At 46.9% G+C, this 14601-nt stretch carries 11 protein-coding genes; 1 reads left to right on the forward strand and 10 read right to left on the reverse strand.

The window, feature by feature from the left end; genetic code table 11:
• Window positions 1–80: 80 nt before the first annotated feature.
• The 8 genes from mrdA to DW947_RS18775 form a co-directional block, all read right to left on the reverse strand.
• On the reverse strand, window positions 81–1949 hold the full coding sequence (gene mrdA / locus DW947_RS18740) for a penicillin-binding protein 2 (protein ID WP_034523063.1): 1869 nt from the start codon (window positions 1947–1949) through the stop codon (window positions 81–83).
• A gap of 19 nt (window positions 1950–1968) precedes the next feature.
• A complete protein-coding gene (gene mreD / locus DW947_RS18745) occupies window positions 1969–2472 on the reverse strand; it encodes a rod shape-determining protein MreD (protein WP_005828540.1) in 504 nt (167 codons plus the stop codon).
• Window positions 2473–2578: 106 nt separating this feature from the next.
• Window positions 2579–3424: a rod shape-determining protein MreC gene (gene mreC / locus DW947_RS18750; RefSeq protein ID WP_117878721.1), complete on the reverse strand. Its 846-nt coding sequence runs from the start codon at window positions 3422–3424 to the stop codon at window positions 2579–2581.
• On the reverse strand, window positions 3424–4446 hold the full coding sequence (locus DW947_RS18755; protein WP_005828544.1) for a rod shape-determining protein: 1023 nt from the start codon (window positions 4444–4446) through the stop codon (window positions 3424–3426). Before DW947_RS18755 ends, mreC begins: the two co-directional genes overlap by 1 nt.
• Window positions 4447–4568: 122 nt before the next feature.
• Window positions 4569–6092 carry a bifunctional phosphoribosylaminoimidazolecarboxamide formyltransferase/IMP cyclohydrolase gene (gene purH, locus DW947_RS18760; RefSeq protein ID WP_009037258.1) on the reverse strand — a complete coding sequence of 508 codons (1524 nt, stop codon included), beginning with the start codon at window positions 6090–6092 and terminating at the stop codon, window positions 4569–4571.
• Window positions 6093–6252: 160 nt separating this feature from the next.
• Entirely contained in the window at window positions 6253–8289 is a 2037-nt protein-coding gene (locus tag DW947_RS18765) for a M13 family metallopeptidase (RefSeq protein ID WP_009037259.1), read from the reverse strand.
• Window positions 8290–8309: 20 nt separating this feature from the next.
• Complete coding sequence (gene abc-f, locus DW947_RS18770) at window positions 8310–10271, reverse strand: ribosomal protection-like ABC-F family protein (protein ID WP_035450317.1); 1962 nt, start codon at window positions 10269–10271, stop codon at window positions 8310–8312.
• A gap of 104 nt (window positions 10272–10375) precedes the next feature.
• A complete protein-coding gene (locus DW947_RS18775; protein ID WP_044468188.1) occupies window positions 10376–11869 on the reverse strand; it encodes an ATP-binding protein in 1494 nt (497 codons plus the stop codon).
• 220 nt (window positions 11870–12089) lie between these two features.
• Here DW947_RS18775 and DW947_RS18780 point away from each other — a divergent pair, with 220 nt between their 5' ends.
• On the forward strand, window positions 12090–12938 hold the full coding sequence (locus DW947_RS18780; protein WP_117963527.1) for a helix-turn-helix domain-containing protein: 849 nt from the start codon (window positions 12090–12092) through the stop codon (window positions 12936–12938).
• Between the two features lie 74 nt (window positions 12939–13012).
• Here the strand turns inward: DW947_RS18780 and DW947_RS18785 are convergent, their stop codons facing one another.
• Together DW947_RS18785 and DW947_RS18790 are read right to left on the reverse strand one after the other, a co-directional pair.
• Complete coding sequence (locus DW947_RS18785; protein WP_165859478.1) at window positions 13013–13789, reverse strand: class I SAM-dependent methyltransferase; 777 nt, start codon at window positions 13787–13789, stop codon at window positions 13013–13015.
• 233 nt (window positions 13790–14022) lie between these two features.
• Window positions 14023–14355 carry a DUF3795 domain-containing protein gene (locus DW947_RS18790; protein ID WP_117963528.1) on the reverse strand — a complete coding sequence of 111 codons (333 nt, stop codon included), beginning with the start codon at window positions 14353–14355 and terminating at the stop codon, window positions 14023–14025.
• Between the last annotated feature and the right edge of the window lie 246 nt (window positions 14356–14601).

A 14601-nucleotide genomic window follows, 5' to 3' on the forward strand; every position in this document is an offset into this window, starting at 1 on the left:
TTTACGATTTTACGATTTACTATTTACTATTGAAGTCACTCACCGTTCATCCCTAACCCCTAATCCTTAATCCCTAATCATCATCTCTCCTCATCTCCGTAAAGTATCACCCGGTTACTGAATTCTTCCGCCCGTATCTCATTCTCGGGCGACAGCTTTCCATGCAGGTACTGGTCCATCATCATGGCACCGATAGGTACGCCATACGTGGCACCGAAACCACCGTTCTCCACATAGACGGCAATGGCTATCTTAGGGTTGTCCATCGGAGCAAAGCCCATAAAGACAGAATGGTCCTTGCCGCGGTTCTGTGCCGTGCCCGTCTTTCCGCAGACCTCCACACCCGGCAGGATGGCTCCCGCCATGCGGCAAGTGGCGCTACCCGTACTTCCGTCTACGGCGGCACGCATACCTTTCACCACCATTTCATAATATTCGCGGTCGATGGTGGGATAACGGGGATTGCGATAGATGCTGTCCAGTTCATTGTCTTCTATCTCCTTCACGATGTGCGGAGTAATGAAATGCCCCCGGTTGGCAATGGTGGCACCCAGATTGGCTATCTGCAACGGGGTGGCAAGAATCTCTCCCTGCCCGATGGAGATACTAATCACCGTCAGACCATTCCACGAACCCCGATAGGGCTTGTCGTAGAACTTGGCATTCGGTATCAGTCCACGCTGTTCGCCGGGGAGGTCGGTACCGAGCCGATAGCCGAAGCCCTGCGATACCATGTGGTCTTTCCATACGGTAATGGCATTCTGCGGCGAACCGTATTTTTTATCACCGAACATGCGATACAATCCCCAACAGAAATAGGAATTACAAGAGGTCGCGATGGCAGGAATCAGCGACAGAGGCGAACCATGTCCGTGACATCCCACATGAAGGCCTTTATGATTGAAACCATGCGCACAAGGGAAAGTCGGATAATCTTCGTGGATAATCTCTTCTTGAAGGAAAGTCAGTGCCTGCGCCGTCTTGAAGGTGGAGCCCGGCGGATAAGCTCCCATGATGGCACGGTTCAACAAAGGCTTCCGCTTGTCCATCTGCAACAGGCGGTGGTTCTTTCCCCGCTGGCGCCCTATCATCAGATGAGGGTCAAAGGTAGGCGAGGAAACCATACATAGAATCTCACCCGTAGCCGGTTCGATGGCCACAATGGCACCGATTTTGTGTTGAAGCAGTCGTTCTCCCAACATCTGAAGGTCAATGTCGATGCCCAACGTCAGGTTCTTGCCGGGTACGGAGGAACGGTCCAACTGTCCGTCCATGTAGTGTCCCTGGATACGCCCGTGAGCGTCACGAAGCAGAATCTCCACCCCCTTCTCTCCACGCAGATACTTTTCATAGGATTTCTCGATGCCTTGCTTGCCTATATAGTCTCCGCGAATATAATAGTCATCGTTCTCAATGTCTTTCTTGGACACTTCGCCGATGTCTCCCAGCAAATGGCCGGCAGAGTTATAGGTATATTGGCGGATAGTACGCCGCTGAATATAGAAACCTGGAAATTTGAACAGCTTCTCCTGAAACACACCGCACTCTTCGGCAGAAAGCTGCGTCATGAACACCTGATGGGTGTATTTGGAATAACCGGGGTTCATCCAGCGGTTCTTGACGTCCTTCATCCGTTTGTCAAACTGTTCACGGGTAATGTTCAAGGCGCTGCAAAGGTCGAGTGTATCCAGCTGCGTCACCTCCCGAGGCACAAACGTAATATCATAGGCAGGCTGGTTAAACACGAGCAACTTACCGTTACGGTCGTAGATAGCCCCCCGTGATGGATATTGTATCTTGTTCAGAAAAGCGTTACTGTCCGCGTTCTTCTTGTAGTCATCAGTCATGATTTGCAGGTCGAACAGCCGGAACACGTAAATAAGAACGATGACAATAGCCGCCGCTCCAATTACATATTTCCGCTTTTCCAGTGTATAGTCTTTCATCAATTCCTAATCCTTAATCCCTTTATCCTTTCTTTCTTATTCCCTCAACAGCCATAATGCAGGTCACAGTAAGCAGGGTACTTGCCGCAATTCTCAACAACAGCGTACCAATATGGGCAAAAGAGAAGAATTCGAGGGTAAGCAACAAGCCGTGATGTATCAGCACACTCACAACCAGATATTTCAGGAAAGGAAGAATCCCCATTGTACGGATGGCCGGAACCAGTGTATCCAGCGTGTCACGAGGCACGAACAGCCGCAGGAAAGTGGGGCGCAAGAAAGCCAGCAACACCGTAGCGGCAGCGTTCATCCCCGGTGTGTCGGAAAAGACGTCGACAGCCAGCCCTAAAAAGAATGCCCACAACATCAACGCATTGCGGGGAGTGTCCGACTCAAACTTCAGTATCAAGTAGATATACAGAAATGGAGTGGCATATCCTGCAATATGCACATTGTTCAATATCAGCACCTGCAACAGTACCAAGCCTATGAACCATCCTATTTTATGCAGATAATTAATTAACAACGCTAATGAGTTATAAGTTACGAGTTACAAGTTATTGAGTGTATAAGTTATAAGATATAAAGATGATTAATCCCTAATCCTTAACCCCTAATCCCTAATTTCTTAGTCACTTCTCGTCCGCCCTCGACTCCAATGCCTTTTGTTCATCCTGCCCGTTGCGGGAAATGACGCGCACATTGCTCACCTTTCCAAAGTCCGTAGCCAGCTTTATCTTCAACAGATACGAAAGTCCGTCGTGCGAGTCAGACATGTCATCCACTGTCCCCACCATGACACCTTCGGGAAACACGGTGGAATAGCCGCTGGTCACTACTGTATCTCCCAGATTGAATTCGGCATGCCGGGGCAAATCCTTCAGATAGGCAAAACGGGAGTCACCTCCCTCCCACTTCAGATAACCGAAATAATCACTGCCCACAATCTTACAGCTGATGCTTGACTTGCTGTTCAGCAACGGAATGACCAACGAGTAATGGGGAGAGGTCTTATACACAATACCCACCACGCCATTGGCATCTACAACTCCCATCTCAGGACGGATACCTTCTGTTGTTCCACGGTCTAAAGTGATATAATTGTCAGCCTTGTTCAAGCTGTTCTTTATGACATTCGCCTTGAATATCTGATACTCCGTAGGAGCAAGCCGTTCCATGCTGTACAACCTGGCGGAGTCCAATCCTTTCTCCTTCAAGACATTTTCCAGAAAGGAAAGCCGCTGCTCCAACCACATATTACGGTCGAGCAGGTCCTCATTGGCCGTCTTCAGATGGAAATAAGAAGTGATGCCACCCGATATTTCATAAACCTTCCCCGCCACGCCATTGGCAGAGGTGAAATACACACTCTGCTGGTAATGATTAAAGCGAAATAATAAAATAAAACTGGCAACCTCTAACAGAAGAAAGAGGAACCAGTAATTATATTTAATGAGAAAGTTTAATAAATTCCGCATTACCGCATCAAGAATGAGAAGCGGTCAACGTTCTTCAATGCCACGCCCGTACCTTTGGCAACGGCATGCAAGGGGTCTTCCGCAATGTGGAACGGTATGTTTATTTTATCAGTCAGACGCTTATCCAGTCCACGAAGCAATGCACCGCCACCGGCAAGGTAGATACCGTTGTGAACGATGTCGGCATACAATTCGGGAGGCGTATTTTCCAATGCGCTCAAGATGGCTGTCTCAATCTTAGAGATAGACTTCTCCAGACAGTGCGCCACTTCTTGATAGCATACCGGCACTTCCATAGGCAATGCCGTAATGCGGTTCGGACCATGAACGATATAATCTTCGGGAGCATCCTCACCAAGTTCCGTCAAGGCAGCACCCACATTAATCTTAATACGCTCAGCCATACGCTCGCTGACCTTCACGTTGTGCTGGCGGCTCATATATTCCTGAATATCGGCAGTCAGGTCGTCACCGGCAATACGGATGGAGTTGTTGCTTACGATACCTCCCAAAGAGATAACGGCAATTTCCGTAGAACCACCACCTATGTCAACAATCATGTTGCCTTCGGGAGCCTCTACATCGATACCGATACCGATGGCAGCAGCCATCGGCTCGAAAATCAGATAAACGTCGCGCCCGCCGGCATGCTCGGCAGAGTCGCGCACGGCACGCAGCTCCACTTCGGTACTGCCCGAAGGAACACCAATCACCATGCGGAGTGACGGAGAGAAAAGACGGTTACGGTTGTTCACCATCTTGATAAGTCCGCGTATCATCTGCTCGCAGGCATAGAAGTCGGCAATCACACCATCGCGCAACGGACGGATGGTTCGTATGTTTTCGTGGGTCTTTTCGTGCATCATCTTTGCCTTGTCACCCACGGCAATCATCTTATCGGTACGACGGTCCAAAGCCACCACCGAAGGCTCATCCACCACAATCTTGCCATTCGTGGTGATGATGGTATTGGCTGTGCCAAGGTCCATCGCTATTTCTTGTGTAAAGGAGAATAATCCCATTAATATTTACGATTTAACTATTTACGATTTACGATTGATATTCCTCTTGTTTACAATTTGAGATTCAGACTTACGATGTAACTTCAATCGTAAATCGTAAATCGTCAAATCGTAAATCCGAATTAGTGTTTAAAGTGACGGAACCCAGTAGTTACCATGGCAATGCCATGCTCGTTGCAATATTCAAACGAGAGTTCATCCTTGATACTTCCACCCGGCTGGATGACGGCTGTTACGCCTTCATTGCCGGCAATTTCCACGCAGTCGGGGAAAGGGAAGAATGCGTCACTTGCCATTACAGCGCCATTCAAGTCGAAACCGAAGTTTTTGGCTTTCTCGATAGCCTGCTTCAAAGCATCCACACGGCTGGTCTGACCTACACCACTTGCCAACAACTGCTTTCCTTTTGCCAGCACAATGGCATTCGACTTACTGTTCTTCACAATCTTGTTTGCAAAGAGCATATCCTCAATTTCCTGTGCAGTGGGAGCCTTCGTAGTTACAGTCTTCAATTCTTCAGGAGTTTCCACCTTAAGGTCGCGGTCCTGAACCAATACGCCATTCAGCAAAGAACGGAACTGCTTCTTAGGCAGAGCTGCCGGCTTGCGGACCAGGATAATACGGTTCTTCTTCTGACCGAGGATTTCCAACGCATCCACATCATAATCGGGAGCGATAATCACCTCAAAGAAAATTTTATTGATTTCTTCGGCAGCAGCCTTGTCAATCACGGCATTAGTGATGAGCACACCACCAAAAGCGGATACCGGGTCACCGGCAAGCGCATCGTTCCATGCTTCGAGCACAGTGGGACGTGAAGCCAGTCCACAAGCATTATTATGCTTCAGGATAGCGAAAGTCGTATCCTTGAATTCGTCAATCAAGTCAACGGCAGCATTGATGTCGAGCAGGTTGTTATAAGAGATTTCCTTACCGTGAATCTGGTCGAACATAGCATCAATATTGCCATAGAAATAACCTTTCTGATGCGGATTCTCGCCATAGCGTAAAGTCTTCTGGCTGTTGGCAGAGCAACGGAAAGCGGAACCTTCCTCGCCATCGAAATAGTTGAAGATGGCAGAATCATAGTGTGAAGACACTCCGAACGCCTCTTTGGCAAACCAACGGCGTTCTTCGATGGTAGTAGTGGCTCCGTGTTCCATCAGCATGTCGCGGAACGGCTGATATTGTGCTTGCGAAGCGATGATAACCACGTCGTTATAGTTCTTGGCTGCGGCACGAATCAGAGAGATACCGCCTATGTCAATCTTTTCGATGATGGCAGGTTCTTCGGCACCACTGGCAACGGTAGCCTCAAACGGATAGAGGTCAACAATGACGAGGTCTATTTCGGGGATTTCATATTTTTCAATCTGTTGCATGTCTTGCTCCAATCCGCGGCGGCAAAGAATACCTCCAAAAACCTTCGGATGCAAAGTCTTCACGCGTCCGCCCAGGATGGAAGGGTATGTAGTGAGGTCTTCCACTGCCTTGCAGGGATAACCCAGGGATTCTATAAACTGACGGGTTCCACCGGTTGAGAGGAACTCTACACCTTCTTCATGCAGTTTGGTAATGATTTCGTCCAAACCTTCCTTATGGTAAACAGATACCAGAGCTGTTTTGATTCTTTTTGTTTCAGACATGGATTTGCGTATTAAAGTATGCGTATATTAGTATTTGATGCGCAAAGTTACAAATTTTGTTTATTCATACATACATTCATACACAATAAATTAGGTATAATTAAAAAAGGCGGCATCTGTTTCCAGTCTGCCGCCTTTTTTTAAAGGTTATTTTGTTGGTTTACCAAATAGATACACGTTTTTCTACCGGCAAGAACATCGGGTCTTTTTCTGTCACGTTGAATGCCTCATACCAAGCACCGATTTGCGGCAATGCACCGTTTACGCGCCATTCGCCCAATGAGTGCACATCACTCTTCGTGCGGTTCAACACTTCTTCGGGACGGATATCATTGGCCCATACACCTGCGTATGCCAGGAAGAAACGTTGTTCGGGAGTAAGACCATCCAGCACCGGCAGCGGATTGGCAGCCGTAGCTTTCTTGAATGCCTGATAAGAAACCTGCAGACCACCGTGGTCGGCAATATTCTCACCCAATGTCATGCGTCCGTTGGCATATACGCCCGGAGCAACCTCGATGCTATCGAAGAAGTTCACCATCACCTGAGCACGCTCGTCAAAGTTCTTGGCATCTTCAGCAGTCCACCAGTCTTTCAGGTTACCGTCCTTGTCGTACTGGCGACCCTGGTCGTCGAATCCGTGAGTCATCTCATGACCGATTACCACACCGATGGCACCATAGTTGAAGGCATCATCCGCATTCATATCGAAGAAAGGATATTGCAGGATACCGGCGGGGAAACAGATTTCGTTCGTAGTCGGGTTATAGTAAGCGTTGACGGTCTGCGGAGTCATCAGCCATTCGTCCTTATCCACCGGCTTGCCGGCCTTGGCTATCATTTCGGCATGGCTCCACTCGTTGGCACGTTCCATGTTTGCCCAGTAAGAGTCGTTTTTGATTTCCAGTGTGGAGTAGTCTTTCCAAGTGTCAGGATAACCAATCTTCACATGGAAGGTAGCCAGTTTCTCCAGAGCTTTCACCTTAGTGGAATCACCCATCCAGGCAAGATTCTGGATACGTTCGCCCAGGCTTTCCTGCAAGTTCTTCACCAAAGTCACCATACGCTCCTTGGCAGCAGCAGGAAAATATTTTTCCACGTACATCTGACCTACAGCTTCGCCCAGCGCGCCGCTTACAGTGCTTACCGCTCTCTTCCAGCGAGGCTGCATTTCTTGTGTACCGCTCATGGTGCGGCTGTAGAAGTCGAAGTTCTGTTCTGCCATAGCATCGTTCAACAAGCTTGCGGCAGAATCAATCAATTTCCATTGCAGATAAAGGCTCTGCTGTTCAATGGGCAGCGTATCCAGAATATCGGCAGCAGCTTTCAGTGAAGCGGGCTGGCCTACGATGATTTCCTTCACATCCTTCAAGCCCATGGCAGACAAATAAGCATCCCAATCGAAAGTAGGATAATTCTTCTTCAACTCTTCCATGCTCATCTTGTTATAATTGGCATGCGGGTCACGCAACTCCGTACGAGAGCGGAAAGCCTTGGCAAGACGTGTTTCCACATCCATCACCACCTCCATACCTTTCTTGGCAGTAGCCTCGTCGAAACCAGCCAACTGATACATCTTCTGTACATGTGTACGGAAAGCATCACGAATTTTGGCAGTAGCCTCATCATTCTCCAGATAGTATTCACGTTCGCCCATGCTCAGCCCGGTCTGATAGGTCTGTACAGCATTCATGCTACTGTTCATTTCGTCAGCGCCAACATACAGCACGTTGTAGGCGATGATGCCTTTCTTCTGCATATCGCCCAGCAAGGCATAAAGCTCTTTCTTGTCCTTCAAAGCAGCCAGCTGGTCGAGTTCAGCCTTGATGGGAGCTACACCATCTTTGTTCAGCTTCACGCTGTCCATTACGATTTTGTACAAGTCACCGATTTTTTGTGCCACGCTGCCGGCTTCGTGCTGGGTAGCGGCAAGTTCTTCAATCAGTCCTTGAATCTGCTTGCGGTTGTTTTCTGCAAGGATAGTAAAAGAACCGTACTGTGAGTATTCAGCAGGAATCGGATTGTTCTTCATCCAACCGCCACATGCGTATTGGTAAAAGTCAGTTCCGGGTAGAGCCGTTGTGTCAAGATTGGCGAGCTGGATGCCTGCTGTAAGTTCAGCCTGCTGCTTGCCGGTGTTGCAGGAAGCCGTCATCAGACAGAATGCTGCAATGGGTAACAAATGATTTGCTTTCATAAACATATAAAATATAATAGTTAGTGATTCTCCAACTCTACAGTAGCCGCGTCCCACTCTTCCATCACGCGGTCAAGCTGCTCTTTCAGTTTTTGGTGCTGCTCATAAAGCGACATGTCCGAAGCACCTTCCGGTGTGGCCATCCTGGCCTCAAGAATGGCAATGGCAGCCTCCGTCTGCTCTATCTCCGCTTCACAATCGGCAACGCGACGTTCCAGTTTCTTGAGCTTCTTATTAAGCTCCTTCTGCTCCTCATAAGAGAGTTTGGCTGCCGAGGGTTGAACCGGTTCTGCACCAGCATTTCCCGATGCCGCCTTACCGGCAGTGGGCGAAGCGGAAAGTGAAGGGGATTTCTGTAACTCATTCAGGCTCTCTATCTGCTTCTTTTGCAGGAAATCATAAATTCCTCCCAGATGTTCCTTCACCAGTCCGCCACCAAACTCGTACACTTTAGTCGCAAGTCCGTCCAGAAAATCACGGTCATGGCTGACTATTATCACCGTTCCGTCAAAATCGCGGATAGCCTCCTTCAACACATCTTTGGAACGCATGTCAAGATGATTCGTAGGTTCGTCGAGAATCAGGAAATTCACCGGCTCCAACAGCAGTTTTATCATGGCAAGCCGGGTACGCTCTCCACCGCTGAGCACCTTCACCTTTTTATCCGAAGCCTCACCGCCGAACATGAAAGCACCTAGAATATCACGGATTTTGAGGCGGATATCCCCTACGGCCACGCGGTCAATCGTATCGAATACAGTCAGGCTCTCATCCAAAAGCTGTGCCTGGTTCTGGGCAAAATATCCAATCTGCACATTATGTCCCAGTGTAAGCTTACCGGTATAATCCGTAATCTCACCCATAATACACTTTACAAGCGTAGACTTACCTTCGCCGTTCTTACCGACAAAAGCAACCTTCTCTCCTCGGTTGATAGTCAAATTTACATCGTGGAAAACAACGTGCCCACCGTAGGATTTCTCCATATCCTCGCAGATAACGGGATAATTACCGCTACGGCTACTGCAAACAAACTTCAGGCGCAAAGAGGAGTTGTCTTCCTCATCCACTTCGATGCGCTCTATCTTTTCGAGCTGCTTGATGCGGCTCTGCACTTGCACAGCCTTGGTAGCTTTGTACCGGAAACGTTCGATGAAATCTTCCGTATCTTGTATCTGCTTCTGCTGATTCTCGTAAGCACGTAGTTGCTGCTCCCGGCGCTCCTTGCGAAGCACCACAAACTCATCGTATTTCACTTTATAGTCGTAAATGCGTCCACAAGTTATTTCGATGGTACGCGTAGTGACATTGTTCAAAAAGGCGCGGTCGTGGCTGACAAGCACCACCGCATTGGCACGGGTGGAAAGGAAGTTCTCCAACCACTGGATACTCTCGATGTCAAGGTGGTTGGTAGGCTCGTCGAGCAGCAACACATCCGGACGGCGAAGCAACAGCTTGGCAAGCTCTATACGCATACGCCAACCACCGGAAAACTCGCTTGTAGAGCGGTCAAAGTCCTCGCGGCTGAAGCCCAGCCCTTGGAGCGTGCGCTCTATTTCGGCACGGTAGTTGGTGCCGCCCATCATCAGAAAACGTTCGTTTTCGTGAGTGAAGCGGTCAATCAGTTTCTGGTAATCCTCGCTGTCGTAATCGGTACGTTCGGCAAGTTGCCGATTCATGCGTTCGATGCCCGCCTGCATCTCAAAAATATGCTCGAAGGCAAGTTCAGCCTCCTGCATTACGGTGCGCTTGTCACTGAGTATCATCACTTGGGGCAAATACCCGATAGTACATTCGCGAGGAACGGCAACAATGCCGGCAGTGGGCTGCTGAATGCCAGCCAATATCTTGAGCATGGTGGACTTACCGGCACCATTCTTGCCGACAAGAGCTATACGGTCTTTCTTATTGATAACATAAGAGACGTCTTCGAACAGAGGAGTGGCATTAAATTCTACCTTCAGTCCTTCTACAGATATCATAGTGTCAATGAATTTATCGTTCAAGACTGCAAAGGTAGCGATTTTCAACGTTATACAATATCATACGCTCACATAATTACATCAAATATCCAAGAAAGAGAACACTACTCCCGCATTTCCTGCGGAAGGACAATTGCAAAGCGGCTCCCCTTGCCAAGAGTTGAAGCCACTTCTATTTTTCCATGAAACCTTTCAACGATAGTCCTGCAAATGGCCAATCCCAATCCCGTGCCCTGCACAAAAGCATCTCCCTTATAGAAACGTTCAAAAATGTGCGCCAGAACTTCTTCCGACATGCCAGTTCCCGTATCTTCCACAAAGACTTCCAATGTAGCAAAGTCCTTCAGCCTATACCCTATGGTTATGCGTCCTTCAGCAGTGAACTTCACCGCATTATTGATAAGATTGTTGACAACTTGCCCCAAACGCGTAGGATCTGTATAGATAACTGCCGCCCGGTCCGGAAGGTCTAGCAGTAGCTCCACTCCTTTCCGAAGATTCATCTTCTGCGCACTGTAAATGCTTTCCAATATGCCATTTAAAGAAACCTTCTCAAAATGGAATTCCATCGTGTTCGATTCTATCTTGGACAAATCCAGAATATCTGAAATCAACACCATTAACAACTGGCTGTTCTTTTCAATCAAAGACGTAAATTCCATAATCTCCTGCCGCGACAAGTCGGCATCCCCACAAGCCAGTAGTGTAGAGAAGCCCACAATGGCATTTAGTGGCGTACGTATCTCGTGGCTCATATTAGCAAGAAATACGCTCTTCAACTCATCGCTACGTTGCGCTTTCTGCAAAGCCTCGTTCAATTTATTCTCCGTATCCTTGTATTTCTGCGTACTCATGCAAATACCGATGATACGGAACGGCAAATCCGTCAATTGTCCCACATAGGTAGATTGCGCCTCAAACCACTCCCACTTGCCGTCTCCCCTCCGTAGACGGTATTCCACTGGGCGTTCGTACAAATTACCACGCAACTGTAAAGCCAAAGCATCAAACACTCCCTTCCGGTCGTCCGGATGAATCAGAAATGCGAATTCCTCAGGCGTCAGCGTATAGTCACGCGTAGGAATCCCCAAATATTCAAAATAACGCGGTTCTATAATCATCAGATTATGTTCCATGTCGAAAGACCATTGAAATATCTGGGTGCGGCTCAGCGCAATATTCAGCAAATGCTTCTGTGTCCGTTCTTCCAACACATTCCTAAAATAGAGTACAATCCTCACCAATTGTCCATCTTCATGAATTCCCACCATAGCACCTTGTATCAGAAAACTGATACCACTCTTTAATTCACGTATAAAGCAATTGGTATCCAAGGGAATAATCCGTACATCCCTCTCCCGAAGTTGCAGCAAAAGGGCTTCCAACACATTCTTTTTATCACATACCACTTCCAATAAGTCAGTGATATGCCGCCCTATCACATGCTCATTCAATTGGAGTTCATTCATCACCTGCTGATTCAGACGCCAGATACAATCTTCCAAATCAATCATAATAATGCTGACGGGCCATGAGTTGAACAACTGCTCGGAGATGGCATTTATTATACGTACTTCTTGAGGAACATTCGGATTCATCAGAATTGGTTTATCATACAAGGAGCAAAGTTCGGGCTAAAATGCTTATGCCACAAACAAACCCTTATAAATCAATATTCCATTTTAATATGTATATATTCTATTATTCACAACTTTACCTTATTTAACAGAGATAAGTTGAGCGTAATATTGATTTTAACTGTTACCTCTGTCATTTATACATTATTATCCCCCATTTTTGCGTCTTAAAATCTCCAACATGAATATATCCGAATTCAATATAAATGACGAGTTCATTGCCTGCAATCATATCACAACCAATGAACTGAATCCGCTAGTGGAAAAGCCATACCACACCAAGGCCAGTATCTTCGCTCTATGCACCAAAGGAGTTCTGAAAACTATCATAAACCATACTCAATTCAGGGTTGAAGCTAACGCCCTCCTAGTTATTCCTCCCGAGACCTTCGTACAATTGCTACACACGTCAGACGATGCTGAAATATATGTCGTCATATTTTCCCAACAACTTATCCAGAGTTCAGGGGCCGGCAAGGTCATGATGGATAAGTTTCACATTATAGGCAAACACTATATTTTTCCTCTATCGAAAACGGACTTCCAGCTTTATGCCGAGTTCATGACCTATTTGTCACACCTCTACCAAAGAACAGAAAGCCCCTCAAGTCTAGTTTCATTGCAAACTCTACTGACCTATCTGTTACAAGGTATATCCGAACTCTGTCCGGAACGCCCTAGAATAAAAGAGACTCCGGGCAGCAGGCATTTCAACCAATACCGCATTTTTATCCGATTGGTACACACAGACTATGTCCGGGAGCATCAAGTGTCCTATTATGCATTGAAAATGAATATGAGACCGGCAGCTCTTTGCCGCCTTGTCAAAAAGGAATCAGGATATACAGCCATGGAAATCATCAACAATACTATCATCATGGATGCCAAAGCACAACTTTGTACCGCCAACACTCCGATAAAGGATATAGCCGTGAGTCTAGGTTTTAATAATGCGGCCTTCTTCAACAAATTCTTTAAACGTCATACGGGAATACCTCCTCAGAAGTTCCGTACATCCTCAAAACAATAAAATCTACTCAAAACCCAAAATGCGGATATTCTGTCCTGAGAATACCCGCATTCCTCAATAAGAGAAGTCCGTCATCAGCCTACCTTCTTGGCAATAAAGAACACATAACCGTAAAATTCCTTATACTTGCCGTACAGTTCATCCTCAATCATTTGGAGTAAGCTGAACTCTTCGGCAATTTTATTACCGGCATATTTCTTACGGAAAATCTCCTGAGCCGCAACCTTTGAAGCAAAGTAATGCTCTGTCCAGCAATTCTCCGGCAGAATGAATGTAGCAACAGGGAGATAACCCGCCTTGTACAACTTGGCTACCAGATTGGGAAGTGTATCCATTTCAGAATAGGCGTCCATCCAGAAGTCATTGATTTCCGCAGGACGTTCGTCCGTAAACCATGAACTCTCGGATACGGCAATATACCCTCCCGGTTTCAGATATTTACGCCACTCCTTCAAGCCACGTTCAAAGCCGATGTTATAGATAGCACCTTCACACCAAATCATATCCAGCTCCTCCTCACCGAAAGGGAGGGCATCCATTGAACCGACAATTCCTTTTACTCTGTCCTGCAAGCCCAACTGCCTTGCATTACGGTTGAAGATGTCAATAAAGCCGGGGAAAAGGTCAATTCCGGTAATCTGTCCCGGAACATGGCCAGCCAATACCATTGTCTGACCACCCGTTCCACAACCGATATCGGCAATAAGGGATTCATCGGTAAGACCGTCTACAAAGCTCAATGCCTTCAACGTCACTTCAGGACTGCCAGGGCCTTGCCGTTCCATATTGGAGAAAAAGTCACAGATTAAATTAAATTCGAAATCGTGGATAGTTTTATTTTCGTTACTCATTTTCTTACTATATTTTGCATATACGGAAAGTATCACAACACCTTCAGCATAATATGCGGATTAAACTTGAATTATAACAATAGAAAAACACTCTCGAAAGAAGTTATCCGAGAGTAAACGAAAGGGACAATCTGTGCATGGAACACAGATTGTTTACAAAACCAAATCCGATTTAAATGTCTTTGTCATACTGCAAAGATAAGCAATATTTTATTTAATCAAAGATTTTACGGTTAATAAAGATTTTCCCTTGCACCGGGCGCATGCTGAAGAACCGCACCTACCACCTGGCAAGTATCCAGTTCCTTACAGTCGCCACAAGTATTGAAACCTTTTTCGTACACACATTTGCGGATAGCACAATAATCGCTGCAATAGGTAAACTTCACCCCGTCTGCACGGCACCCCATACAATGGATGGTTTCCGGCGTAATTTCCGGCGTATTGTTCAGCACACTCCACTCTTTGGCGGTTTTCTCTCTCAGCTCATCGTCATTATTGACAGTGGCTATACGGGCGGCGCAATTTTCGCAATCCAACCCGCAACATGCAATTAATTGTTTCATCACTTGGTTATAACCATTTATGTGTTTCTCATAGCAAGCATTTGTCTACCTCCTCTTTATCTGAATTTAAGAGGAGGCAGACAGCCATGCTACAAATATACGGTTATTATTGTGTGAATGCCAAATTAATTTTCCATCACTTTGCTTCCACACTTCCACCCACCTCCTGCATCCCCCTGTCCATCGGCATTTGCCCTGCGGTGGAAGCAACCTGAAAAGGTGGAAGCAAAATTTGCTTCCACCTGC

The sequence above is a fragment of the Bacteroides sp. AM44-19 genome (assembly GCF_003603395.1).
Taxonomy (GTDB): Bacteria; Bacteroidota; Bacteroidia; order Bacteroidales; family Bacteroidaceae; genus Bacteroides; species Bacteroides uniformis.